Raw genomic sequence first — 25,321 nt, 5'->3', positions numbered from 1 at the left:
GGTGGACGACCCGCGCTATCTCCGCCAGGTGCTGCTCGCGGAGATCGGTCCAGAGGGACAGGCGAGGCTCGGGGCGGCGACGGCGCGCGTGCTCGGCGGCAGCGGCGGCGCGCCGCCGCTCGCGCACGAGGTGGCGGAGCGCTACGCGCGCGGCGCCGGCTTCGGCGCGCTCGCGGAGGGCGCGATCGACGTCGCCGCGCTCGCGCCCGCGGAGCTCGTCGCGTCGCCCGCCGCGCGGGCGGTGCTCGCCGGGGCGCGGGCGACCCTCGCCGAGATGCGGGTCGCGCTCGGCCGGGGCGGCGCCGGGGCGGGGCAGCGGAGCGCGCCGGAGGGCGGGCTGCCGGAGGGCGCGCCGTCATGAGGCACTCCCTCGCCCGCTCGATCCGGCTCGGGTCGGTCGTCGACGCCGTGGGCGACACGCCGCTCGTGCGCCTCTCGCGCATCGGCCGCGAGACGCCGTCGGTCGAGGTGTACGCGAAGCTCGAGTTCACGAACCCCGGCGGCTCGGTGAAGGACCGCGCCGCGCTGCGGATGATGAGCCGCGCGGCCGAAGATGGCCGCCTGACCAGCCGAAAGACGCTCATCGACTCGACGAGCGGCAACACCGGCGTCGCCTACTCGATCTTCGGCGCGGCGATGGGCTTCAAGGTGGCGCTCGTCATGCCGTCGAACGTGTCCAAGGCGCGCAAGGACATCGCGCGCGCGTTCGGCACGGAGCTCATCCTCAGCGACCCGATGGAGGGCTCCGACGGCGCGATCCGCCACGTGCGCGCGCTGGTCGAGAAGGACCCGGAGAAGTACTTCTACCCGGACCAGTACTCGAACGAGGACAACCCGCTCGCCCACTACCACGGCACCGCGCGGGAGATCCTCGAGGCGGTCGGCGACCGGATCACGCACTTCGTGGCCGGGGTCGGCACGAGCGGCACCATCGTCGGGACGAGCCGCCGGCTCCGGGAGCACCACCGGCCGATCCGCTGCATCGCGGTCGAGCCCGCGGACGCGCTCCACGGGCTGGAGGGGCTCAAGCACCTGCCGAGCTCGCTGGTGCCCGCCATCCACGACGGGGGCGCGTACCACGAGACGATGCGCATCACGACGGAGGACGGCTGGGACATGTCCGACCGCCTCGCCCGCGAGGAGGCGCTGCACGTGGGGCACTCGGGCGGCGCGGCCATCTTCGCCGCCTTCGAGGTGGCGAAGCGCCTGCACCGCGAACAGCAGGGAGGGTGCGTGGTGGCGATTGTCCCGGACCGGGGCGACCGCTATTTTGCGCCTATGAAATGGGAGAAGCGTTACCTATGGTGATGTCACCTCACCCGTGGACCGCCGGCGGAGTCGTCCTGAAGGCGGGCGTCCTGAAGGCGGTCGAGGACGAGGCGCTGGCCGGTTACGCGCGCGACGAGGAGGCCTGCGGGTACCTGAAGGGGCCCGCGGGCGAGTCGTTGCTCTGCGACGAGCACATCCGGATGGATAACATCGCGAACAAGCTCCACGCCGTCGATCCGGAGCGGTATTTCCGGACGGCGCGGACGTTCTTCGACTTCAACGGGAAGCGCTTCTCCGATGCCGTCGAGAAGGGGGCCGCGGAGGGGCGCCCGGTGAAGGTGCTATACCACTCGCACCTCGATGCCGGCGCCTACTTCAGCCCGACGGACGCCGCCATGATGAGCGGCGGCGAGCCGCCGGCCGAGGAGGGGGCCCAGATCGTGATGGGGCCCGGGCCAGCGTTCCCGCTCGCGTTCCTCGTCACCAGCGTGCGCGGCGGCTCGGGCGACGGGGGCCCGGACGGGAAGCCCCGGATCGCCGAGCACCGCCTCTTCGTCTGGGATGGCACCGCGTTCGTCGCGTCGACGTTCACCGTCGTCGATTGAGCTCATCGCGCCGGGGCGCGTCCGTCGTCCTCGCGCTGCCCGCACCCGCTCGCAGGGATCTACTCCCGAGGCCCAGCGAGGCCGATTCCGCAGTTGTCACTTGATCATCGAAGGAGTTGCCTAAATGTCAGGTTTTGTTGTCTGGTTCACCGGTTTGAGCGGCGCTGGCAAGAGCACGCTCGCGGCGATGCTCTCGGCCGAGCTCCGCGCCCGCTCCGTCCACGTGGAGGTGCTCGACGGCGACGAGGTGCGCACGAACCTCTCGAAGGGGCTCGGGTTCTCGAAGGAGGACCGCGATACGAACATCCGGCGGATCGGATACGTGGCGAAGCTCATCGCCCGCTCGGGCGCGTGCGCGATGACGGCCGCCATCAGCCCGTACAAGGCGATCCGTGACGAGCAGCGGGCGCAGATCCCGCAGTTCGTCGAGGTGTACTGCTCCTGTGCGATCCCCGTGCTCGCCGAGCGCGACGCGAAGGGGCTCTACAAGAAGGCGCTCGCGGGCGAGATCAAGAACTTCACGGGAATCGACGACCCGTACGAGGCGCCCGAGAGCCCCGAGGTGGTCGTCTACACGGACAAGGAGACCAAGGAGGAGAGCCTCGCCAAGATCCTCGCCAAGCTCGAGGAGGTCGGGTACGTCCCGCGCCGCGGCGCCGCGGTCGCGGTGTCCGGCGCTGCTGCCGCGGGGGCGGCGGCGGGCGGCGGCCGCGGGCTCATCGCGCCGCACGGCGGCGAGCTCGTGAACCGGTGGGTCGAGGGCGCGGAGAAGGCGTCGCTCGCCGAGCGGGCGAAGGGCCTGCCGGTCATCGAGCTCGACGAGCGGACCGAGAGCGACGTCGAGATGATCGCGGTCGGCGCGTTCTCGCCGCTGCGCGGCTTCATGAACTCGAAGGACTACCTGCGCGTGGTGCGCGAGATGCGGCTCGAGAGCGGCCTGCCGTGGTCGATGCCGATCACGCTCGCCGTCTCGGAGCAGGCGGCGGAGGGGCTCCGCGTGGGCTCCGAGGCCGCGCTCCGCGCGCGCGACGGCCGCATCGTGGCGGTCATCGAGCTGAGCGACAAGTGGCGGCCGAACAAGGAGCTCGAGGCGCAGGAGGTGTTCCGGACGACCGAGACGAAGCACCCGGGCGTCGCCTACCTGATGAGCACGGGCGCCGTGTACGTCGGCGGCGAGATCCGCGTGCTGGAGCGGCCGGTCGAGTCGCCGTTCCCGGCGTACGACCGGGGCCCGGCGGTGACGCGGGCGTACTTCGCCGAGAAGGGGTGGCGCCGCATCGTCGGGTTCCAGACGCGGAACCCGATCCACCGGGCGCACGAGTTCATCACCAAGACGGCGCTGGAGAGCTGCGACGCGCTGATGATCCACCCGCTGGTCGGCGCGACGAAGTCGGACGACATCCCGGCGGACGTCCGGATGCGCTGCTACGAGGAGCTCATCGCGAAGTACTATGTGAAGGACCGCGTGCTCCTCTCGATCTACCCGGCGGCGATGCGCTACGCGGGCCCGCGCGAGGCGATCTTCCACGCGCTCGCGCGCAAGAACTACGGCTGCTCGCACTTCATCGTCGGGCGCGATCACGCCGGCGTCGGCAGCTACTACGGCACGTACGACGCGCAGGAGATCTTCAATGTCTTCAGCCCCGGCGAGCTCGGCATCGCCACGCTCAACTTCGAGAACGCGTTCTACTCGACGGTGGTCGGAGCGATGGCCACCGCGAAGACGGCGCCGGGCGACGCGTCGACGCAGGTCAATCTGTCCGGGACGAAGGTGCGCGAGATGCTCCAGCGCGGCGAGCTGCCGCCGCCCGAGTTCTCCCGTCCGGAGGTCGCGCGCATCCTCATCGAGGCGATGCGCCGCTCGTCGTAGCCCTGGAGCCGTGATGGCGGCGGCGCGCGGCCTCGTCGAGCGGGGCCGCCGCGCGGCCGCCGGCGCCGCGCGCGGCGCGGCCCTCGCGCTCCTGACCGCGCTCGCCGGCCTCTCCGCGGCGGCGCCGGCGCGCGCGGACCTCAGCGATGATGCCGCGCGCGTCGCGCGGATGTGGTCGCTCTCGGGCGCGCGCGTGGCGCGCCTCTCCCCCCTCTTCATCGAGCACGGCCGCGTCAGGGTGGTGGCGGTGGACCCGCCGCCGGCCGGCGCGGCCGGCGCGGCTGGACCGAAGGCCGAGGAGTGCCTCACCGTCGTGTTCCTCGCGTCGCGCACCGTCGAGTTCACGCTGGAGCCGGACTCTTTCGCGGGCGAGCCCTCCGCCCTGGAGGGCCTCGTGCACCGGCTGCGGGGCCAGGATCCCGAGGACGAGCGCCGCATCCACAGCGTCGCCGGGGCCGCGGCGATCCTCCGGTGCGGGGCCGCGCGCGAGGGGCTGCGCCGCGTGGCGGTCGAGGTGCTCTCGACACGAGGCGCCTTCGATGTCGTTGTCGCGGCGTCGAGCGGGCCGCCGGAGCGCCTCGAGGCCATCCTGCCCGAGCGGGTGTCCGGGCCCATCGCGCCGCGCGGCGACCCGGGGCGACCGGCCGATCCGGGGCCGCTCGACGCCCGGGTCGCGCGCGCCGCGCGCCGCGCCCGCGCGGACGGGGCGTCGCGCGTCGCGCCTGTCGAGATGCGCGCCTCATCGGTCGGGACCGGGCAGTTCTCGGTCAAGCTCAGCGAGGGCTGTCACCGGCTCGATCTGATGGCCGAGGTCCCGGGCGTCGCGGTGCGCCGCGCGACCGACCTGGACGCCGAGGCGCGCGAGGTGGGCACGGGGAGGCTGCTCGGTCGCGACCGGTCCGACGCGCCCGACACGCGGCTCGACTTCTGTCTCGGGGAGCCCGGGGTCGTCGAGGTGCCGTTCCTCGGGGCGGCGGGCCCGGTGAAGGTCGTGCTGTCCGACGCGCAGTGGCCGATGCCCTCGCACGTGCCGGGGTATTTCGGCGCGCGCGCCCGGGGCAACCTGGCCTTCGCGCTGCAGCGCCGCCGCGCGCCCGCGCCGCGCGCGCAGGCGATCGTCGAGGCCGTCGGCGCGCAGGGCGACACGCTCGTCCCCGTCCAGGTCGAGCCGGGCCGCTGCTACTTCGCGGCGGCGGCGCTGGTCCGGGGCGAGATGCGCGCGCTCCGGATCTCGGTCGAGCTGGGCGATCGCGCCGCGCGCGACGACGCGGGCGAGCACAGCGAGGGCGCCGGCGTGGCCTTCTGCTCCGAGATCGAGGAGAGCGCCGCCGTCCGCGTGTCCGCGCGCGGCGGCTCGCCGGTCTGGGTCCTCTCGGTCTGGCCCATGGACTGACGCCGGCTCACCCCTCGGTGCGGGGGCGTCTCGGGCGGCGCGAGGTGATCGGCTCCGGCGTGGGCCTTGTCACGGCGCCCGACTGGGCCCGCTCCGGCAGGAGCTGGCGGAGCTGCCACGCCTGCAGGAACGCGCGTCGCTCCGCGTCGCGGAGCGCGTGCTGGTGCTGGCCCATCATGAACGCCGGCACGACAAGCATGAACAGGGTGGTCAGCGTCAGCGCCGTGATCGTCGGGACCTTCGAGTGCTCGACGGCCTGGGGCAGGATGACCATCGCGCCGCCCGTGAACTCGTACGAGCGGGGCAGGATGCCCGAGTACTCGATCCACGCGGCGGCCAGCACCGCGACGCAGCCGGTGACGACGACGGCGACGCGGTAGGCCGTCCGGTACGTGAACGAATTGCCGTACGTGAAGATCACGAGGAGCATCGGCATGAAGAGCAGCGGGCCGAAGCCGCGCGCGATGAACAGGAAGCTGAGCACGTTGAAGACGAACCCGGCGTAGGCGTACCACTCCGCGGACCGGCGGTGGACGAGGCGCGCCGCGATGAACTTCATCAGCGCCGCCAGGGCCGTGAAGCCCAGGATGAAGCCGAAGACCTGCCACTCGCGGATGCCCAGCCACACCGCGGCCACGAGCGTCGCGATCGCCGTGGCGAGCAGCTCGGCGCGGATGCCCGCGTGCAGCTGCAGCCGGTGCCGCGTCGCCGCGGTCGCGTCCAGCTCGGCGAGCACCTCCTGCGGCATCTCGCGCGGCGGCTCGGTCAGGATGCGCCGGAGCGTCTCCAGGGCGCGCTCGTTGGACGGATCGAGGGCGAGCGCCTGGCCGACCTCGCTGAGCAGCGCCTTGCGGGCGCTCTCGGCCTCCCTCCCGCCGGCGAGCGCCATGGCGACCTTCTCCTCGGCCAGGCCCGCGTGCCGCGCCGCGAGGCCGCGGCGGAGCTCCACGTCCTTGTCGCCGTCGAGGAACCGCTCGACCGCCTCGTAGAGCGAGCGCGCGGTCGGGTACCGCTCGGACGGCTCGCGCCGGGTCGCCCGCACGCAGATGGCGTCGAGCTCCGGGGGCACCTCGCGCTCGGGCGCGCGCACCGACGCCCGCGCGTCGGCCCCGTGGATGAGCGAGTCGAGCATCTCGCCGCGATCCTTCTTCGGATGGAGCGGCTTGAGCGTGAGCAGCTCGAAGAGGATGGCCCCGAGCGAGTACACGTCGCTGCGCACGTCGAGCGTGTCGACGCACCCCTGCGCCTGCTCCGGCGACATGTACCCGAGGGTCCCGAGCACGTCGCCGGGGATGGTCCTCGTGCTCATGGGATCTTCCCCCATGTCGATCGTCTGGTGCGGCGAATCGATGAGCTTCGCGACGCCCCAGTCGAGCAGGTACACCTCGCCGAAGTCGCCGAGGATGATGTTGGCGGGCTTGAGGTCGCGGTGGAGCACGCCGCGCGAGTGGGCGAAGTCCACGGCGATGCAGATGGACGAGAACGCGGTGAGCAGCTTGCGGCGCGAGAAGCTCTGCAGCGCCGTCGCGTCGCCCTCGCGGAGCTCGTTCAGGATCCTCGCCAGCGTGAGGCCCCGGAGGCGCTTCATCGTGAAGTACGCCGAGCCCTTGGCGTCCAGGCCGAGGTCGTAGACGGGCACGATCGAGGGGTGCTCGAGCTGGCCCTGGACCCGGGCCTCGCGGAGGAACCGGTGGCGGAGCGTCGTGTCGCCCTGGTGCTCCGCGCGGATGACCTTCATGGCCACGTCGCGGCCGATGCGGCGGTCCCTGCAGAAGTGGACCTCCCCCATCCCCCCGACGCCGAGGAGCGAGCGCACCTGGTAGCGGGGGCCGTCGCTCGTGAGATCCGAGAGCTCCGCCCGGGCGCGGCCGGGGTTCACGGGCGTGGGGCTCTGGCCGTGCGAATCCCCGCCCTTTCCGCGAGATTTTCGCATCTCGGGGAGCTGCTCGAGCGTCTCGAAGTCGTCGTCGAACAGAGCCATGGCCTTCGGGAAGCCAGGCTGAGTCGCGCCATGCCAGCAAAACCCCACACCGGCAGGGCTCCGCGTGGCGACCCCCGGACCTCCTCGACGGACGGCCGCGAGCAGCGCTGCGGAATGCTGGGCTTCCTTGCCGAGAGGATCTCGTATCGGGGGGTGATGTCAACGGGATGCTGCGTCCGTCGAAGACAGCGGACGAGCGATGCAGCGTCGCACACCACGCGCGCCGCTGCGGTGAAGGCGCGCGACTCGCGCAAATGAAGGTCGATGTCGGAAACCCGCGCACGCCGCCGCGGCGGCATCCGCGTCATGTGTGGGGAGCATCACGACGCAGGCGATCGGCGGTGAGGCGCCGGCGGAAGGCCCGGCGCGCTCGACATGCTCAACGTCCGAGGAGCGCGAGCAGCGTCTTCTTGTTCGTGAGGCCGATGTGCCGCCCCAGAGGCTCGCCGTTCTGGAAGGCGACAACGGTCGGCAGCCCCCGGATCCCGAAGCGCTTCGCGGCTGCGGGCGACGCGTCGACGTCCAGCTTGACCACCTTGACCTGGCCCGCCGTCTCCGCCGCGATCTCATCGACGATCGGCGCGAGCCGCTTGCAGGGGGCGCACCAGGACGCGGAGAAGTCCACGAGCACCGGTGTGTCCGTCTCCAGGACCTCTCGAGTGAAATTCAGGTCGTTGACTTCAATGACGTTGCTGCTGCCCATGGCGCTGTCCTTTCAGTTCTCCTCGGGAGCGAGCGCCCCTTGCCGCGCGCGCCGGCTCGACGCCGGCCTTGTCGCGACAGCGACGCTCGCATGAACTGTTATAGGCACGGTTTCAGTTTCTGCCAGGGGAGGGGAGACCGCCGCGCGGGCCGATCAGCGGGCCTTGGCCGGCGCCGGCGCAGGGCGACCGAGGTGCTGCGCCCGGAGCGCGATGTCCGCGACGGTCTTCTGCGAGAGGCCGCGCAGCAGCCCTTCGTTGGCCGCGTCCGCGACCTCGTCGAACGCCCGCTGGATCCCCGCCCCGATCGGGCACTTCGCGTTCGGCTCGCACGGGCTCGGCGCGATGGCGCCCTCCGGCTCCACGGCGGCATACACTTCGCTCAGCCGGATCCGTTTCGCCGGCCTCGCCAGGCGATAGCCGCCCGCGCGGCCCTCCCGCGCCTCGATGAGCCCGGCCTGCGACAGGCGCGCGAGGATGCGCCGCAGGAACGCCGGGTTCGTGTTGATGCTCGCCGACAGCGCGTCGCTCGCGCAGCTCTCACCGGTCTGCGCGAGCAGCGCCAGGGCGTGCGTGGCGATGGCGAAGCGACCCGACGACATGAAAGGGCCTCTCGGCCGTATCTGAGGGCTCCGAGGTGTCCGCTGTCAAGCCTGCGAAGGCGCCGCTCCGCGGCGGCGGCCTCAGGGCGACGGCGATCGGGAGGAGGTGCGGGTCAGCACGAGGGCTTCGCCCTTGCCGTCGGCGAGCCTGAGCTCGATCGACGCGGGGACGGGCGAGGCGCCGGCGCAGCGGCTGTCGGACACGATATGGCGCGCGCGGGCGAGCGAGCTCTCCCCGGTCGAGGTGTCGACGAGCCGCAGATCGACGCCGGCGCCCCCGGCGTCGAGCGCCGCGATCACCTCGGCGCACGTGTTGGCCGGGATCTGGAGCGGGAGGATCTTGAGGCGGGAGGCGTCGAGCGCCACCGCCTGGGCGCCGGAGGCCGCCGCGGCGTCGACGAGGCCGGCGGCGCTCATGCGCCCGAGCAGCCTCGCGGCGGCGAGCGGGTGCGCGACGAGCGCGGGCGGGGCCTTGGGCTCCTTCCGGACCTCCACGGCGAACGGGCCGGGCTGCGCCATCGACTCGACGTCGATCCGGGCAGGGCCGCCGCTCCCGCAGGCGAAGAGCGTCGCCCGGGCGCCGCCCCGGGCGCGGCCGAGGAGGGCGTGGGCGTCGCTCCAGAGCTCCGCGAGCACGTCGGCGAGCGGCCTGCCGGCCAGCACGTCGATCCGCGCGCAGCCGGCCGGCAGCTCGATCGGGAGCGTCGTGCGGCTGCCGAGCCGCGCCGCCCCGGTCGACACGCGCGGCGCGCCGTAGCCCCGACCCGCGAGCGCGCGGCCGTGGGCCGCCCGCGCCTCGGCGAGGTCGCGGCTCTCGGTCACGCGCTCGATCGGCGTGGCCCCGGAGATCTCCGCCTCGGCGCCCGGCTGCGAGCGGCCGACGACCACGGCCACGAGGCCCTGGGTGCCGCGCGAGCGGACGGCGATCGAGAGCTCGATCGAGATCGTCGAGCAGAGGAGCAGCAGGCGATCCTGGCCCCGCTCGCGGGCGCGCGCGACGATCCTGCCGGTCTCGTCCTCCGCGACCACCTCGAGCGAGGCGACCTCGTCGCTCGGCGAGACGAGCACGTCGATGCAGCGGCCGCCGTCGAGGGTGGCCCCGATGCGGCTCGCGGTCCTCGAGCCGACGGGCAGCGCGACGCGCCGGACGTCCTCCCAGCGCGCGCCGATCGCGCCGCGGTGCGCCCGGACCTTCGCCTCGAGGCCGGGCCACGACTCGAGCCGCCCGCTCTCGTCGCCGGCCCGGCCGCGCGCGCCGACGGCGCGGGCGACGGCGTCGGCCGCCTTGACCGGGACGCCCTGCACGCCGACGCTGACCGCCCCGGCGCCCGACATGACGCGCGCCATGACATAGAGCCGCCGCGGGTGCGGCGGGCAGACCAGGATGGAGGCGCGCGCGTCGGCGGCCTCGTCCGTGGAGAAGGCGCTGCCGTCGTCCTCGAAGGCGAACAGGTCGACGTCGCCGATCGTGGGCGAGACGCGCGCCATCGCGAGCATGCACTCCCCGGCGGGCACCTCGACGAAGGCGCCGACCCGATCGCCGTCGGACGCCATGTCGGCGCCGATCACCCGGAGCGGGCCCGCGCCGGCCTCGGCGGCGCGCTGCGCGTCCCGGCCGAGCAGGGTGCTGCCGTCGATGCGATCCGGGAGCGCGCGCAGCGCCTCCGGCGCCGGCGCGCCCGGCGAGGCGGTCGCCCCGGCGCGGCAGGCGGGCGCGACCGCCAGCAGGGCCGCGAGCGCCCAGGCCGCGCGGGCGGGCGAGGGACGGGCCGCGCACGCGGGCCTGGAGGGACGGAGCGCAGGCGGCGGCGCGGGCGAAGGAAGGGACGCGGGAAGTCTGGGACGCAAGGTCGTGGGCTCGTCGGGGCGCTCGTGGCGAGCGACGAGGTTCTACTTCAGGGCGGGTACGGCATCCAGGGCGCGACCGCCCGTGGCCCGCCGCGCCGTCCGCCGCGGCGCGCCCTCGCCGTCCCGACGCGCGGGCGCCCCTCGCCGCCTCGGCGGGCGGGTCACGCCTCCGCCGCCTCGGCGCAGAGCCGCCCGAGCGTCCGGACCGCGTGCTCGGTGAGGTCGGTGAACGGGTAGCCGCAGTTCACCCGGATGTAGTTCGAGAACCGGTGCTTGGCCGAGAAGATCGGCCCCGGCGCGACGCTGATGCCGTGCTCGAGCGCGCGATCGTGCACGTCCAGCGCGCTCGCGCCGGGCGGGAGCTCGACCCAGAGCACGAAGCCGCCCGCCGGGCGCGAGACGCGGGTGCCGGGGGGAAAGTGCTCGGCGATCGCCTCGCTCATGCGCGCGACCTGGGCGGCGAGCCGGCGCCGGAGCGTCCGCAGGTGGTGGTCGTAGCCGCCGATCTCGAGGAACTCGGCGACCGCCATCTGCGGCAAGGTCGCGCACGCCACGCTCTGCCCGAACTTGAGCTGCTCGACCTCGTCGAGGAAGCGGCCGGGGGCCGTCCAGCCGACCCGGTAGCCCGGCGCCATCGTCTTCGAGAACGACGAGCAGAGCATCACGAGGCCCTTGCGATCGAACGCCTTCGCCGGGCGGGGGCGGACGTCGCCGAAGTGCAGGTCGCCGTAGATGTCGTCCTCGATGAGCGGCACGTCGCGGCGCGCGAGCATCGCGACGAGCCGCTCCTTCGCCTCGTCGGGCATGGCGCTGCCGAGGGGGTTGTTGAAGTTCGGGATCGCGAGGCACGCCTTGATGCGGTGGCGGCCCAGCATCTCCTCGAGGACGTCGAGGTCCATGCCCGTGCGGGGGTGCGACGGGACCTCGATCGCCTTGATGCCGAGGCTCTCGATGAGCTGGAGGAGCCCGTAGTACGCCGGCGACTCCAGCGCGACCGTGTCGCCGCGGCGCGCGACCGCGCGCAGGCAGAGGTGGAGCCCCTCCATGGCACCGACCGTGGTCACGATGTCGTCGGCGGAGAGCGCGATGCCCCACTCGACCGAGCGCCGGGCGATCTGCCGCCGCAGCGCCGGCAGGCCGGGTGGCGGGTCGTACGAGACGCCCGCGCCGCCCGCGCTCCGCGCGATCGCGCTGAGGATCCGGTTCAGCTTGTCGGTGGGCAGGAGCTCGGGGCTCGGGCAGGCCGCGCCGAACGGGACGATGTGCGGATCCCGGGAGGCCCGGTAGACCTTCGAGACGAGGCTCTTCACGCTGACGCGCGAGGCGGTTGTGCAGGCGCGCGCGGCCCGCGGCTCGGGGAGGGCCGAGAGGCGGCGGGCGCGGACGTAGTGCCCCGACTGCGGGCGCGCCTCGATGATCCCGCGGTTCTCGAGCTGCAGGTACGCCTGCAGCACCGTCGCGACGCTCACCCCCTGCTGCCGGCTGAGCCGCCGCACCGACGGGATCCGGTCGCCCGGCCGCAGCGCGCCGCGCCCGATCAGAGCGGCGATGTGCGCGGCGACGCGATCGTAGAGATGGGCCTCGGCCTCCGCTTCGATGGGCACCTGCACGAGGGACGAGTGTACAACCGGGCGGGCGCTGCGGTACCGGTACAGCCGGCGGGCGTGAGGACCAGCACAGTCGCCGATTCCGCGAACTGTGCCGGCCTCAATGCCGGGCGGACTGCCTCTGTGCCGGTCGCTCGCTTGAGCCCAAGCTCGGCGCCATGAAATTGACCTCACTTGTTCCGGAGGCGCGCTCGCGCCCCCGAGAATCGTCGCGGATCGCGCTGGGGAAGGGGGGCCTGTGGACGCACCGCCTCCGGGGCGGGCCGCTGCTCCTGAGCTGTACCGCCGGCTCGGTCTGGATCACCCGGGAGGGGGCGCCGGACGACGTGGTGCTGGAGGCGGGGGCCAGCTATGGAGGCGAGGGGCGCGGGCTCCTCGTGGTGGAGGCGCTCGAGCCGGCGCAGATCGCGGTGGCCGCGGGCGAGGCGCAGCGGACGGTGCGCGCGGCGCTCGATCGGGGGCGCGCGGCGATCGAGGGGGCGCGGGGGAGCTGGCTCGTGCTCCTCTCGCTCGCCGCGCTGTACCTGATCTGGGGCTCGACGTACCTGGCGGTCTCGATCGCGCTCGAGACGCTGCCGCCGTTCCTGCTGGCCGGGGTGCGCTTCGTGACGGCGGGCGCGCTGCTCTACGGGGGGCTCCGGCTGCGCGGCGTCCCTCGCCCGACCTTGCGGCAGTGGGGCGCGGCGGCGCGGGTGGGGGTGCTGCTGCTCGTCTTCGGCAACGGGCTCGTCGTCGTCGCGCAGCAGTGGGTGAGCTCCGGCGTCGCCGCCGTCGTGGTGTCCACGATGCCGCTCTGGCTGGCGCTGTTCACGACCGTGCGCGGCGCGCGCGGCGCGTCCGCCGGGGCCCCGGAGGTCTCCCGGGGCGAATGGCTCGGGCTCCTCGTCGGGTTCGCCGGCGCGGCGCTGCTCCACCTCGGCGGCGATCTCCACGCGGCGCACGCCGGGGCGCTGCTCATCGTGCTGGCCCCCGTGGCGTGGGCGCTCGGCTCGATGTACAGCCGCTCGCTGCCGCTGCCTGAAGGGCCGATGGCGGTCGCGGCGGAGATGCTGGCGGCGGGCCCGGTGATGCTCGGGATCAGCGCGCTCACCGGCGAGCACCTCGCGGCGCCCCCGTCTGCGCGATCGCTCCTCGCGCTCGGCTACATGACGGTGTTCGGGTCGATCGTGGCCCTCAGCGCGTACACGTTCCTGCTCCGGAACACGCGCCCGGCGATCGCGACGAGCTATGCCTACGTGAACCCGATCGTCGCCATCGCGCTCGGCATCCTGCTCGGCGGCGAGCGCGCCTCCGCGACGACGTGGGCGGCGGCCGCCATCGTCGGCGCCGGCGTCATCATCGTCTCCCGATCCCGCCACTAGAGAGCGGGGGCAGCGTGGGGCGCCTCGGCCGCGGTGGTGGTCTCCGGACGGGGCGCCGGGCGGACGCCGCTCTGCACGAACGCCGTCGACCGTAGGCAATGCGGGGGGCGACGTGTAGTGTGCGCCGCGAGGAGGCGAGGTAGATGAGGAGAGGTTTCCGGCTGCTCGGATGGGCGCTGCTCCTTTCAGGCGCGCCCTCGGCCTGCGGCGGCGACATCGGCGCGACGTCGGGCGGCGGGGCGGGCGCGACGTCGAGCAGCTCGGGCGGCGGGGGCGGCGGTGAAGGCGTCGGCGGCGAAGGCGGCGGGCCGGAGGGCAGCGTGGGCGTGGGCGCGGGTGTGGGCGTGGGCGCGGGCGGCGGCGGCGGTGGGGGCCCGACGGGCGAGTGCGCGGCGGTCGCGCCCGGGCCCTTCGAGCCGACGCTGGTCACAAACGTGTTCAGCGGCAGCGAGGACTTCGCGTTCGATGGCCAGGGTTACCTCGTCGCGAAGCAGGGGCCGAACCTCGTTCGCTTCGACGCCACGACGCACACCTCGAATTTCGCGTCTCTGCCGGGCGACGTGCTCGGGCTGCGCTATCGGTCCAACGGGACCCTCGTGGCGGCGCGGCCCCGCCAGGGCGACGTCGTCCAGATCTCGGCGACCGGCATCGTCTCCGAGTACGTCGAGGGTCTCCAGGACCCGAACGGTCTCTCTCCGGACGCGGACGGCAATGTCTGGGCGACGGACCTCGCCGGCGGCCGGGTGCTCCGCCTCAACCCGGACGCCACGGTCGACGAGATCGCGAGCGGCGCTCCCGAGGTGAGCCAGCCGAACGGAATCGTCTTCGACCCGGCGCGAAGGGCGGTTTTCTACACGAACTCCTCCGCGGGCGAGATCCGCAGGATCGACCTCGCCGCCCCCGACGCGCGGCCCGCGCTCGTGGCGACGGTCGCGTCGGCCACGCTCGATGGGCTCGTCCTCGACACGTGCGGTCACCTCTACACGCTCGATAACAAGGACAGAGAGCTCTATCGCGTGCGGCTCGATCGGGGCGGCGCGGCCCTGGGAGGGCCGGAGCTCCTGGCGAGCTTTCCGACCGGGGTCGCCAATGCGCAGTTCGGATCGGGCCCCGGCTTCGATGCAAGGACCCTTTATGTCGGGGGCGCAGCCGGCTCGATCTACGCTGTTGCGGTCGGCATCGTCGGCGCGCCGGTCCCCGCGCCGCCAGAAGCGCCGTGATGAACGCTCCTCGGCGGCGCGCCGGATCGGTGGCAATTCAGCGGGCGCCCTCGGCCGCGGCCACGTCACCCTTCTTGAGCTTCCCTTGAAGCTCGCCGAGCTTTCCCGCCGTCCGGTCGAGGGTGCGCGCAGCGTGCTCGAGCGCGATCCGCCCATACCCGATCGCCACCCCCGCCCAGGAGGTGCCCAGCTCGCGCAGCGTCTCGACGAAGGGCGGCTTGGTCGCCGGCGTCGCGGCGCCCGCGTCCGCCTGCGTTGCGGGGGCGGCGCTCCCGTTCACGCTGTTCTCGGCCTTCGGCTCCGTGATGCTCTGGGTCTCACTCATGATCTGCCTCCCACTTCGTTTGTCCCCCCGCGACGGCCGCGGGCGTACAGAAAGGATCCATCGAGCGCAGACCTCCCGGTCCCGCGCGTCGCCGCAAGACGCGATGTGCACTGGAGCGAGGGGCCTCGCCGCGCGGCCATGCCAGCCAACAGCGCCACTCGGTGGTCCCGTCGGAGGCACAAGCGCGACGTCACGACACTGCGACGCAACGCGTTAACTGTCAAGGGTTCATGTCGATTTTGTTGCAGTCGCTTTTCACTAAGTTGTTTGATGAGGACGCTGCGGCGGCCATCGCGTTCGCTCGGCAGGTCAAGGAAGGGAGTTTCCCTATGTCGCTAGCGCGCTGGAACAAGGCGGCGCCTTCAAGGCTCTTCTGGCTCCTCGTGGTGCTGTTGCTGCTCGCCGTTCCCGCGCCTTCGCTGGCGCAGGGGCCGGGCGAGCCGACGGCGGCGCCTGCCGCGGGCGCGGCGCCCGCGGCGCCCGCGGCGAAGACGGCCGCGGCGCAGGCGCAGGCACAGGCGCTTGGGCCTCCACCGGACTCGTGGGCAGGCCAGCTGGAGATGCTCTCCCGCTGGGTCGACCAGCGCCGCGGCCCGGGGCGCTGCGCGGAGCGTTGTTACGCGCTCGACCGGCTGCGCATCACCGGCGCGGTGGGCGAGGGGCCGCTCCAGTTCGAGCTCTCGGGCGGCGTGCTCGCGGACGGCCCGGTGGCGATCCCGCTCTTCGGGCCGCCGGCGCACCTCCGCATCGAGGCCGTGCTCGACGATGGAAGGCCCGCGTCGCGCCGCGAGGCCGCGCCGATCAGCTTCGCCGAGGGCCATTACTACCTCTGGACGGCCGCGCGCCGCTTCGTGCTCCGAGGCTCGCTGTGGCTCGAGGGCGACCTCACGCTGCTCGTGGCCGGTCCGCTCAACACGTTCGAGGCCGACGTCACCGGCGGCTCGGTCGCGGAGGGCGCCCAGCTCTCGGGGCTCTCGGGGGCGACGCTCCACTTCAGCCGCGACGGGGGCGCGGCGGCGCAGAGCGCGGGCCCCACGGTCTTCCAGCTCGCGCGCGCGGTGCGGGTCGGGCGGGAGGTCAGCTTCGAGTACCGGCTCGTCCTGCGGTCGGGCAGCGATCTCGGCGTGGTGCGCCTGCCGCTCGCGTTCGGGGAGAAGGTGCTCGACGTCACCGGCGCGAGCGGCTTCCGGATCGAGGGCGGGGAGCTCGTGCTGCCCACGTCGGGCCGCACCGCGGAGATGACGATCTCGGGCACGCTCCCGAAGGTCGGGGGCTTCTCGCCCGATCCGCGCTCCGCCTACGAGTGGTGGCTGTTCGAGTCGGACGTGGAGCACCGCCTCACGGTGAAGGGCGACATTCGCCAGGTCGACGCCGCCGAGTCGCCGATTCCGCGGACCCAGGCGACGTCGCGGCTGCTGCTCCTGAAGCGAGGGCAGCGCGTCGAGGTCGAGGTCGAGCCGCTCGCGGGCGTCGACGTGCTCGCCGCGGTGGTGCGCGAGCACCGCCGCACCCTGATCCTGACCGAGCGCGGGGACCTCGTGGCCGACGACGCGCTGACCTACGAGAACAACGGCATCGATTACCTGACCTACGCGCCCGGCGGGCGGCCGATCTTCCTCGCCACCGACGGCAAGGCCCAGCGGATCATGCACCAGGGCGCGGCCGCGGAGGAGGTCCTCGTGCCCCTGCAGACGGGGAGCCACAGGATCCAGGTGCAGTCGCTGGCGCAGGCGGTTGTGCGCCCGCTCGGCGGATCCATGGAGCTGCCGATGCCGAGCTACCCGCTCACCGCGAGCGAGGTGGCGCTCACGGTCGGGCTGCCCGAGCGCGTGGTGCCGCTCGCGCTGCTCGGCGGCGACCGGCCGGTGTGGTTCGCGGACTCGGGCGACGCCGTCGCCGTGGCGTTCGGCTTCGTGGCGGCGTGGATCGCCGTCCGCCCCGGCGGGGCGCCGAGCCGCGGGCGCCTGCGCGCGCTGCGCGCGCTGGGCGGGCTGATCATGGCGGGCCTGTGGTTCGTGGCGCCTGCCACGTTCGTGGCGCTCCTGGTCGGGATCGCGACGGCCGGGGCGGCGTGGCTCGTGGGGCGGCTCTTCCGGGGCACGAGCCGCGCGGTCGCGATGGTTGTGCTGCTCGGCATGGGCGGCATCGCGCTGCTGGTCGGGCTCTTCGCGGTCTCGGCGGGGCGCTACCGGGGCGAGCGATGGAACTCGTCGTACGAGACGTCCATGGCGCCGCCTTCGTCCGCGCGCATCGCCAAGTTGGACGACCAGGCCAAGGGCGGAGGCTCCCTCGCGCCCGGCGGCGCCGTGCTGGAGGGGGTGACGCCGGTGGCGCTGACGCTCCCGGACTACGACCGCGCCGTCCAGGCGAGCCGCGAGCTCGTCACGCGCGATCGCGTCTTCCACCCCGTGCTCATCTACACGACGTCCTCGGCGCTCGTGCCGCTCGCGCTGCTGTGGCTGGCCGGGGCGACGATCCTCCTCGCCGCGCACCGCGCGCCGCTCACCGAGCTCTACCGGCGCGCGGCCGTGCGCCTGTCGCGCCGGCCCGAGGACGACGGCCCGGACATCGACCGGCCCGGCGGGGGCGGCGGCAGGCCGCAGGGCGGCGCGAGGCACGCCCCGCCGGTGGGCTGACGCGGAGCCCGGGCGAGAGCGGGCAGACCGCGCGCTCTGCATCGCCGAGGAACGGTGATACGACCGCGGCATGGCGCGGTCGCCCCGTCTCGCCCTGGCCCTTGCGCTCCTCGCGCTCGTCGCGCTGCGCATCGCGCAGCTGAGCCCTCCCAGCGTCATCCCGGCCAGCGCCCCGCCCGACGTGTTCTCGGCCGAGCGGGCCAGGGCGCACCTCCTGGAGATCGCCGCGGAGCCGCGCCCCACGGGCTCGGCGGGGCACCGGCGGGCGCGCGACTACCTGCTGGCGAAGCTCGCGGACCTCGGCGTGCAGGCCGAGGTCCAGAGCACCTCGGTCCTCAGCCGGCAGTGGGGCCTGCCGTACGACGCCGCGCACGTCGAGAACCTCGTGGCGCGGCTGCCGGGCGCGGACAGCACCCGGGCGGTCGCGCTCGTGGCGCACTACGACTCGGTGCCCGGCAGTCCGGGGGCCGCCGACGACGGCAGCGCGGTGGCGGCGCTGCTGGAGACGCTGCGCGCGCTGAAGAGCGGCCCACCGCTGCGCAACGACGTGCTCCTCCTGTTCACGGACGCGGAGGAGGGAGGCGTGCTCGGCGGCAAGGCGTTCATGGACGAGCACCCGCTGCGCGGCGAGGTGGGGATCGCGCTCAACTTCGACGCCCGCGGCGCCGGCGGCGTGGTCGCGATGTTCGAGACCGGGCCCGGGGACGCGTTTCCCGTCCGCGAGCTCGGCCGCGCCGCGCCGTTCCCGATCGCGTCGTCGCTCTTCCCCGAGGTCGCGCGGCGCCTGGGCCACAGCACCGATTTCAGCGTCTTCAAGCGGGCCGGCATCCCCGGGCTGAACTTCGCCTTCAGCGACGACGCCGCGCACTACCACACGCCGTCCGACACCCTGAGCAACCTCGACCTCCGGAGCGTGCAGCACGCCGGGGACTACGCGCTCTCGCTCGCGCGCCGCTTCGGCGGGCTCGACCTGCGGCACCGGGACCGCGAGGACGCGGTGTACTTCAACACCTGGGGCGCCCACGTCGTCTCCTACCCGATCGGCTGGGCGAGCCCGATCGCCGCGCTGGTCGCCGGCCTGTTCGCCGGCGCCGTCGTTGTCGCGCGGCGCCGGCAGGTCGCCTCGCTCGGCCGCATCTCCGCGGGATTCCTCGCCTTTCTTGCGTTGCTCGCCGGCGCCGCCGCGGCGGTGGGCGGGCTCGGGTGGATCCTCCGGCGCGTCCACCCGGTGCTGCGGGTGATGCCGTTCGAGCCCTACAACGCGCCCGCGTTCCGGCTCGCGCTCGCCCTCGCCGCGCTCGCGGTCTCCGCGGCGGGCTACCGGCTCTTCCGGCGGCGCCTCGGCGCCTGCGAGCTCGCCCTCGGCGCGCTGCTCCTGTGGCTGCTGCTCCTCGTCGGGGCGAGCCTCTTCATGCCGGGCGCGAGCTTCTACTTCGCCTGGCCGCTCGCGTTCTCCCTGCTCGGCCTCGTGGCCGTGACGATCCGGCGCGGCGACGCTCCTCCCACGCTCGCCGACGCGGCGCTCCTCGTCGCCGCCGCGGTGCCGGTGGTCGCGCTGGCCGTGCCCGGCCCGTACCTGCTCTTCGTCGCGCTGGGGCTGCCGATGGCGGCGGCGCCGGCCCTCGCCGTCGCGCTCGTGTTCGGGCTCTTCCTGCCGCACGCCGAGCTGCTCGGCGGCGGCCTCTCGCGGCGTCTCGCGCTCGCGTTCGCCCTGCCGGGCCTCGCCGCGCTCGTCGTCGCCTGCGCGCCCCTCGGCTTCACCGAGGCAGAGCCCCGGCCCGCGAGCCTCGCCTACGCGCTCGACACCGCCGCCGAGCGGGCCCACTGGCTCTCGGCCGACCGGGACCTCGACCCGTGGACCGCCGGGTACTTCCCGGCGGAGCGCGCGCAGTCGCCCTCGTTCGCGGTGCCGTTCGTGCGCGTGACCCGCCAGAGCGAGGCGCCGTCCCTCGCCCTGCCGCCGCCCTCGCTCACGGTGCTCGGCGACGCGGTGCGCGGCGGCGTCCGGTCGCTCCGGGTCCGCGTCGCGTCGCCCCGGGGAGCCCCCTGGCTGCTCGCCGAGGTGGCGTCCCCGACCGAGGTGATCCGCGCGGAGGTGGACGGGCGGCGCGTGGAGGAGTCGGCCCGCGGCGCGGGGGCGAGGCGGAACGTCCGCTGGGGATTCACCTACATGGGCTTGCCGCCCGGAGGCATCGAGTGGTCGCTGGAGGTCGAGGACTCCGGGCCGCTCGAGATCCGGCTGATGGACCAGACCTACGAGCTCCCGCGCGAGCTCGCGCGCGGGCCGCGGCCGAGGGAGATCATGGGGGTGCCCTACCGGCTCGCGGATTCGACGTTCGTCAGCGGGTCGTTCCGGTTCTAGCGCCGCGTCGCCACGTCGCCTGTGGGTTCATGAGAATTCGAGCCACAGAGGCACGGAGGACACAGAGGAGAGAACAGAGAAACTCTGTGTCCTCTGTGGCTCTGTGGCTCTGTGCCTCGAATTCTTCCGCGCGCCGCGCGAGCCCTGCTCAGTCGACGAAGATGGGCTCGCAGTTCGTGAACGCGAGCGTCGACTGGATCACGAAGTTCGACTCGTCCGTGTGCCGCTCGGCGTGGAAGAAGTCGAGCGGAACCTCCTGGCCGGGCACGATCCCGAGCTCGGAGGCCATCGCGTCGAGGTCGAGCTCGTCGGACTGCGGGCTGTGGAGGCCGCCGAGATCGATGGCGAGCCGGTTGTTGATGAACACCCAGAGATCGTCGTCGCCCCTGAACGAGAACACCTCGCCGCCGCTGTAAACGAACTTCATGTGGAGCTCGAACGTGAAGTGGAAGTTGTGCTCCCTCCGCTCGTTCCCGAAGCCCTTCCCGTCGATGGGGAAGAACGCCCGGTTGTCGTAGGTGGCAATGCCGTTCGCGTCGACCGTGGGCGTGATGGTGAACTGGATCGGCATGTTCACCCCTTGCACGTCGCGATACCACTGATCGAACTCGGCCGGCCCGGTTGTGTGCTCGGTGCCCCCCTGGTGCGCATAGACGGGCTTCTGATCCGGCCCCAGCTCGCGCTCGACGATGCCTTTCAGGCCGCTGCCCGTGAACGTCTCGAAGTCGGGGTGCCCGTCGCCGCGGGCATAGGCGCGGAAGTCGCGCACGATGCCCGTGAGGTTCGCGTCGCAACCGCTGCCGCTGCCGCTGCCGCTGCCGCTTCCCGCGCCCGGCCCCACCGCCACGCCGCTTCCGAAGTCGTCGCCGCCCGAGCCCGCGCCCGCGCCAGCCCCGGCGCCGGAGCTGTCCCCGGAGCCGTTCGACCCGCCGTCGTCGCCGCCACAGGCGACCCCGGCCAGGACCAGCATCATTGCGAGCGGAGCACACCAGTTCGATTGCAGCGGCTGAAGCATGCGAAGACTCCTTCTGAGCGTGAGTTGCGCGGATACGCGCCAGGGCAGCCAAACCAAACGCCGGCCCAGGGCGCAAGGGAGAAAACGATCTTATCCCGCCATCATAGCGGGTCGAACCACAAAATTGTGACGACGCGACAGCGGCCGGTCCACCGGAGACGCGCTGGTAGGTAGGTAGGTTTTTTATCGAGAGCTGCCGCCACGGTAGGTGTCGAGCCGCCGCGACAGCGCCGACGGGAGCCGCTCGCAGAAGCCGGATGGGCGGGGCAGGGGCTCGCGCCGCGCGGTCTGCCAGAACAGCACCGGGCCGAGCCGCCGACCCCGCGCGTCGGCCATGAGCGCGGCCATGGCCTTGCCGGTGTAGACTCGAGCGCCGCGCGCACGACGCCCACCATGCCGAGCGCCGACGTGGCGCCGAGCGGCACGATGGCCGCGCCGTCGCCGTCCCGCGCGCGCAGCGGCAGGAAGAGCGAAGGGCGCGCGAGCGCGAGCTCGAGGCGCGAGGGATAGAACCGGATCGAGGTCGGCCCCGAGGCGATGAACGCGAGGTTGTCGATCACGCTCCTGGACGGGTCGGTCCAGAACAGGTGCGCGTGCACCCGCCGGCCGAGCCGCTCCGCCGCGACGGCGAGCGCCGCCACGTTGCCCGAGCCGATGCCGCCCACCGCGGACCACGCCGCCGCGGTCGAGCGCGGGAAGCGGCAGCGGCAGCGCGGCGACCGGCGAGGGCGCGGTGACCCACCCGAGCCGGGGAATGCGATCGATCATCCGAAGGGCGGCTGCGTCGCGCAACGGGGGCACCTCGCGAAGGCGGCTGCGATCAGGCGGCCAGGCGGCGTCAGCCAGGCGTGCCGGCGCGCTGGCCCGCGAGCACGGCGTCCGGCTCCAGCACGAGGAGGCGCACGCGGCCCGTGGCGCAGAGCCGGCCCTCCTCGTCGTGGACCGAGCCCTCCCAGACCTGGGTGCGCCGCCCGCGGTCGAGCGGCCGCGCCGTGGCGCGGAGCCGCCCCGACCGGACCGCGCGCAGGAAGCTCGTATGGTTCTCGAGCCCGACGACCGAGCGGCCGGCCGGCAGGGCGTGGAGCGCGGCGCCGACCGACGCCAGCGTCTCGATGAGCCCCGCGTGGACGCCGCCGTGCACGATGCCGTACGCCTGCCGGTGCTGCGGTCCGACGTCGAGCTCGGCCTCCACCCCGTCGCCCGTGGCGCGGATCAGCCGGAGACCCATGGCGCTGACCCAGCCGTCGATGCTCGCGGCGTTGAGCGCCGCGGCGAAGTCCTCGGATTCCCCTTCGGCCATGGAGACAGCGTAGAGCACCGCTCAGGTTGATTGGTGACAATTCCGGGCGCCTTGATGAGCCGTGAGCCGTGAGCCGTGAGCCGATATGGCATTCGGTGTAAAATTATCGTACAGGTGAAGAGCGCATGGGCGACGAGCGCTGGTTCGTTCCAGAGCGCACCGATCTTCTCTGGATCGACGCCGCGCACGGCTCGGTGTCACGGGCTGCTCCCGAGTGTGCGCGCGGGCAGGCGCGTCCAGTGACGCGCCCTGCCGGCGGCAGACATCATGTCGTCTGCACGAGCGCTTCGTGCGGTGGCCAGGCGACCGCTCCGGCGGGAGCGGTCACTCGAGGCGCGGCGCCGTCCACCTCATCCACCGGTTCAGGTCGGCCCTCGCCCCGTCGCTCCTGACCACGTTGGTCTCGCCGCTGCCGCCTCCGACGAGGAACTTCTTCACGTAGGCCTCGAGGAGCGCCCGCTGCGCGGCGGGGAACTGGCAGTGTTCATGGCCGCCGAGCTGCCAGTAGGCCATCTTGTCGGGCGCGCCGAGGCCCTCCCAGATCGCGTGGGCGATGGCCCCAGCCGTGAAGGTGCTATCGATGCCGAGCCAGTCGATTCTGTTGTCGAGGACGAGCAGCGCGCGCGGCGCGACGAGGCCCATGACCATGTGGTGATCGAAGGGGAGGTTATTCACCCTGCTGCCGAAGGTCGAGCCGAAATTCTGGCGGAACCACGGCTGCTCATTGGCCGCGTTGGACAGGGGCTGCACGTTCTGCCCAGAGTTGGCGGCTGCCTGCGAGACGCGCCAGCTCGCCGAGCCTCCGGCGCCCGACTCCTGAGGGATCGTCAGCACGATGCGCTCGTCGAACGCGCCTGCAGTGAGAGCGCCCTTTCCATCCCGCGAGCAACCCGTCACGGCGATGCGCCTCGGGTCGATGTTGGCTGACGGGGTCTTCTCGAGCGCGTCGATGATCCGGCTGATACCCCACGCCCACGCTATCATCGAGCTGGCCGAGTGGTTCCTGCCGTAGAGGTCGTAGAACTTGCCCGTCCCACGTGAGCCGCCCCCCGATCCATTGGTTAGAGTTCAAGATGAGCGGCCAGCGTGCTCCCGATCACGGTCGCACCCGCGGGCCTGTGCCGACGACATGCCTGGCAACCACGATGTTGGTCGGAGAGATGCTCACCTGCGGATACACCGCGTGAGGAGGCTGGGCATCTTAGAAAGCAAGAGCAGCTCGGACGCGCAGCCGCCAAAAAACATTGATGCAAATTCGTGGCGAAAGTCAAGACTCTTTAATTGGTCGAGGCGGTTTTGCGTGCTGTTTGCGTGCAGCTTGCCGTGCTGTTCGCGTGCAGCTTGCCGTGCAGCGTACAGTCACGTTGCGCGCGCTGGCTCGGGCATAGAACCTTATGAGGCTCGTTCACTCTCCTGGAAATGCGACGCTCTACCGATAATCGACGCGGCCGGCCGATCGAGGTCACCCTGCCTTGCGGTAAAACTCCACGAAGAACCGGACTGGACCGTGGAGGTCGACGTGGTGCAGCACCTCTGGCACGACGATCCCCGGGGACTCCGGATCCAGCAGCATCTCGCGACCGCCGAGCCCGTCGATGTGATAGCGGAGCTGCCCCGAGACGACGTGGATCACGCCCCACACACCGGGCTTGGTCGTGTGGTTCTTTCTCAGGCCGCCCGGGATCGTGCCCTCGTCGAACTCGGCCGTCCGGCTGTACGCGACCATCCCGTCGGGCATCTCCAGCCGATCGCAACGCACGCAGTCGAGCTCGGTTCCGAGCATGGACGCACGGCCCTCGGGCGTGAGCACCCAGGGGCGCACCATGAAGGGCGGGGTGTGCCGGACGTGCTGGCCGTGACCGCAGCTCAGCTCGGCCACCCAGTCGTTCGCGTCGTCCCGATGGTAGCCCGTGATCGCTCGATGCATGGCGTCGAGCTACCCGATCCGAGGACGGGTGTCACGCCGGCTTCCGCCGGCCTGGCGGGCGCTCTGCCGAGCGCCTCCGGCGATGGCTCAAAGATCGCAAGATCCTCCAGGAACGGCGCGCGGCGCGCTGTCCAGGATGAGCGTCGACCAGAGAAGGTCGCCCCGACGCGAGGTTTTCCCATGGCCGAGATCGTTCTCCACCACTATCCCCTGTCGCTCTTCGCCGAGAAGATCCGCCGGAGCCTCGCATACAAGAAGATCGCGTGGCGCTCGGTCGAACAGCCGATGACGGCGCCGAAGCCGGAGCTGACGCCGCTCACCGGCGGTTACCGGCGGATCCCGGTCATGCAGATCGGCGCGGACGTCTATTGCGACACGGCGTGCATCGCGCGGCGCCTGGAGCAGCTACGGCCGGAGCCTGCCTGCTTCCCGCCCGGGGAGGCCGGGCTGGCCGGGCTGATCGAGGACTGGGCGGACCACCGGTTGATGCAGCAGATCGTGCCGCCGGTGGTCGTCGAGCTGTTTCCTGTCCTGCCGCCCGGCATCCTCGCGGATCGCGCGGCGATGTCGCCGGCGTTGAGCAAGGACGCGATCTTCGGGGCGGCGCCGCACGCCCTGGGTCAGGCGCTGCTGTCGCTCGATCGCCTGGACGGCCAGCTGCGCGACCGGCCTTTCCTGCTGGGCGACGCGTTCTCGATCGCGGACGCGGCGTGCTTCCACCCGGTGTGGTTCATGAAACAAGGCGTGAGGCTGTTCGCGGCGGTCGAGGCGCGTCCGGCGCTCGCGGCGTGGCTCGCGCGCATCGAGGCCTTCGGCCCGGGCGACCCTCGACCGATGAGCGCCGCCGAGGCGCTCGCGGGCGCCCGGGCGTCCGAGCCGGCCGACGTCGCAGGCGGGGAGATCGCGGCAGGAGAGGGCCTCCGGCCGGGAGATGCGGTGGCGATCGCGGCCGACGATTACGGTCCAGACGAGAGCCGGGGCGTCGTCGTGCGGCTCTCGGCCTCCGAGATCACGGTCCGGCGCCACGATCCGGCCGTGGGCGAGATCGCGCTGCACTTCCCGCGCGCGGGGTATCGCATCACGAAGCAGTGAGCCGCGCCGAGGTGTCAGGCGCGCGATGAGAAGGGATCCGAAAAGCAAGCCCCTCGCGGCCTCCGCCCCATCATACAGCCACGCTGCATACCTGGTTGATCAAGAGCCCTCTGCGATCCACCCTCGCAGAAAAACAACGCTGTGTCGGGATTTCTCCGCGCGGCGAAGGCGTATCCTCCACGCCACGATCGTGCGGGCGTCGGCTCG

General features: G+C 72.9%; 20 protein-coding genes and 1 pseudogene. 10 read left to right on the top strand and 11 right to left on the bottom strand.

Annotated elements, in window-relative coordinates; all coding sequences use genetic code 11:
- Nucleotide 1 precedes the first annotated feature (1 nt).
- From WMF17_RS29440 to WMF17_RS29420, 5 genes are all read left to right on the top strand, one after another.
- Entirely contained in the window at nt 2-361 is a 360-nt protein-coding gene (locus tag WMF17_RS29440; protein ID WP_437596494.1) for a hypothetical protein, read from the top strand.
- On the top strand, nt 358-1,308 hold the full coding sequence (locus WMF17_RS29435) for a PLP-dependent cysteine synthase family protein (protein WP_437596493.1): 951 nt from the start codon (nt 358-360) through the stop codon (nt 1,306-1,308). The genes WMF17_RS29440 and WMF17_RS29435 overlap by 4 nt, the downstream gene beginning before the upstream one ends.
- On the top strand, nt 1,302-1,874 hold the full coding sequence (locus tag WMF17_RS29430) for a Mov34/MPN/PAD-1 family protein (protein ID WP_437596492.1): 573 nt from the start codon (nt 1,302-1,304) through the stop codon (nt 1,872-1,874). The genes WMF17_RS29435 and WMF17_RS29430 overlap by 7 nt, the downstream gene beginning before the upstream one ends.
- Before the next feature lie 124 nt (nt 1,875-1,998).
- Nucleotides 1,999-3,744: a sulfate adenylyltransferase gene (gene sat / locus WMF17_RS29425; RefSeq protein WP_437596491.1), complete on the top strand. Its 1,746-nt coding sequence runs from the start codon at nt 1,999-2,001 to the stop codon at nt 3,742-3,744.
- A 13-nt stretch (nt 3,745-3,757) separates the two neighbouring features.
- Complete coding sequence (locus WMF17_RS29420) at nt 3,758-5,137, top strand: hypothetical protein (protein WP_437644323.1); 1,380 nt, start codon at nt 3,758-3,760, stop codon at nt 5,135-5,137.
- Between the two features lie 7 nt (nt 5,138-5,144).
- Here the strand turns inward: WMF17_RS29420 and WMF17_RS29415 are convergent, their stop codons facing one another.
- From WMF17_RS29415 to WMF17_RS29395, 5 genes are all read right to left on the bottom strand, one after another.
- On the bottom strand, nt 5,145-7,118 hold the full coding sequence (locus tag WMF17_RS29415) for a serine/threonine protein kinase (protein WP_437596489.1): 1,974 nt from the start codon (nt 7,116-7,118) through the stop codon (nt 5,145-5,147).
- 379 nt (nt 7,119-7,497) lie between these two features.
- Nucleotides 7,498-7,821, bottom strand: a complete 324-nt coding sequence (trxA, locus tag WMF17_RS29410; RefSeq protein WP_437644322.1) for a thioredoxin — start codon at nt 7,819-7,821, stop codon at nt 7,498-7,500.
- Nucleotides 7,822-7,974: 153 nt separating this feature from the next.
- Nucleotides 7,975-8,421: an Rrf2 family transcriptional regulator gene (locus tag WMF17_RS29405; protein WP_437644321.1), complete on the bottom strand. Its 447-nt coding sequence runs from the start codon at nt 8,419-8,421 to the stop codon at nt 7,975-7,977.
- An 81-nt stretch (nt 8,422-8,502) separates the two neighbouring features.
- Nucleotides 8,503-10,269, bottom strand: a complete 1,767-nt coding sequence (locus WMF17_RS29400) for a hypothetical protein (protein WP_437644320.1) — start codon at nt 10,267-10,269, stop codon at nt 8,503-8,505.
- A 161-nt stretch (nt 10,270-10,430) separates the two neighbouring features.
- The gene (locus WMF17_RS29395) at nt 10,431-11,879 is read right to left on the bottom strand and encodes a PLP-dependent aminotransferase family protein (protein WP_437644319.1); all 1,449 of its coding nucleotides are present in this window, start codon (nt 11,877-11,879) and stop codon (nt 10,431-10,433) included.
- Between the two features lie 155 nt (nt 11,880-12,034).
- Here WMF17_RS29395 and yedA point away from each other — a divergent pair, with 155 nt between their 5' ends.
- Nucleotides 12,035-13,237, top strand: a complete 1,203-nt coding sequence (gene yedA / locus WMF17_RS29390) for a drug/metabolite exporter YedA (RefSeq protein ID WP_437644318.1) — start codon at nt 12,035-12,037, stop codon at nt 13,235-13,237.
- Nucleotides 13,238-13,380: 143 nt separating this feature from the next.
- Nucleotides 13,381-14,457 (top strand): SMP-30/gluconolactonase/LRE family protein, encoded by a 1,077-nt coding sequence (locus tag WMF17_RS29385; protein WP_437596483.1) that lies wholly within the window; start codon nt 13,381-13,383, stop codon nt 14,455-14,457.
- 37 nt (nt 14,458-14,494) lie between these two features.
- Here WMF17_RS29385 and WMF17_RS29380 read toward each other — a convergent pair whose 3' ends face one another.
- The gene (locus tag WMF17_RS29380; protein ID WP_437596482.1) at nt 14,495-14,782 is read right to left on the bottom strand and encodes a hypothetical protein; all 288 of its coding nucleotides are present in this window, start codon (nt 14,780-14,782) and stop codon (nt 14,495-14,497) included.
- Between the two features lie 329 nt (nt 14,783-15,111).
- Here WMF17_RS29380 and WMF17_RS29375 point away from each other — a divergent pair, with 329 nt between their 5' ends.
- Together WMF17_RS29375 and WMF17_RS29370 are read left to right on the top strand one after the other, a co-directional pair.
- A complete protein-coding gene (locus WMF17_RS29375; protein ID WP_437644317.1) occupies nt 15,112-17,418 on the top strand; it encodes a hypothetical protein in 2,307 nt (768 codons plus the stop codon).
- A gap of 70 nt (nt 17,419-17,488) precedes the next feature.
- Complete coding sequence (locus tag WMF17_RS29370; RefSeq protein WP_437644316.1) at nt 17,489-19,780, top strand: M20/M25/M40 family metallo-hydrolase; 2,292 nt, start codon at nt 17,489-17,491, stop codon at nt 19,778-19,780.
- 148 nt (nt 19,781-19,928) lie between these two features.
- Here WMF17_RS29370 and WMF17_RS29365 read toward each other — a convergent pair whose 3' ends face one another.
- The 5 genes and pseudogenes from WMF17_RS29365 to WMF17_RS29345 all read right to left on the bottom strand — a co-directional run bounded on the left by WMF17_RS29365 (nt 19,929) and on the right by WMF17_RS29345 (nt 24,022).
- A complete protein-coding gene (locus WMF17_RS29365; protein ID WP_437644315.1) occupies nt 19,929-20,795 on the bottom strand; it encodes a fibro-slime domain-containing protein in 867 nt (288 codons plus the stop codon).
- 101 nt (nt 20,796-20,896) lie between these two features.
- Nucleotides 20,897-21,460: a hypothetical protein gene (locus WMF17_RS29360; protein WP_437644314.1), complete on the bottom strand. Its 564-nt coding sequence runs from the start codon at nt 21,458-21,460 to the stop codon at nt 20,897-20,899.
- Between the two features lie 173 nt (nt 21,461-21,633).
- Nucleotides 21,634-22,095 (bottom strand): PaaI family thioesterase, encoded by a 462-nt coding sequence (locus WMF17_RS29355; protein WP_437596477.1) that lies wholly within the window; start codon nt 22,093-22,095, stop codon nt 21,634-21,636.
- A gap of 324 nt (nt 22,096-22,419) precedes the next feature.
- Nucleotides 22,420-23,136, bottom strand: a pseudogene (locus WMF17_RS29350) (glucuronyl esterase domain-containing protein); the annotation flags it as partial.
- Nucleotides 23,137-23,557: 421 nt separating this feature from the next.
- Nucleotides 23,558-24,022, bottom strand: coding sequence for a DUF3565 domain-containing protein (locus WMF17_RS29345; protein WP_437596476.1), 465 nt, complete (start codon nt 24,020-24,022; stop codon nt 23,558-23,560).
- Nucleotides 24,023-24,202: 180 nt separating this feature from the next.
- Between WMF17_RS29345 and WMF17_RS29340 the strand changes: the two genes are divergently transcribed.
- Nucleotides 24,203-25,114, top strand: a complete 912-nt coding sequence (locus tag WMF17_RS29340) for a glutathione S-transferase family protein (RefSeq protein ID WP_437644313.1) — start codon at nt 24,203-24,205, stop codon at nt 25,112-25,114.
- Nucleotides 25,115-25,321 lie beyond the last annotated feature (207 nt).

Source organism: Sorangium sp. So ce362 (assembly GCF_051519845.1).
In the GTDB taxonomy this organism is placed as follows: domain Bacteria; phylum Myxococcota_A; class Polyangia; order Polyangiales; family Polyangiaceae; genus Sorangium.
Note: the sequence above shows the minus strand (reverse complement) of the source record. Positions and strands in the feature narration are given on the sequence as shown.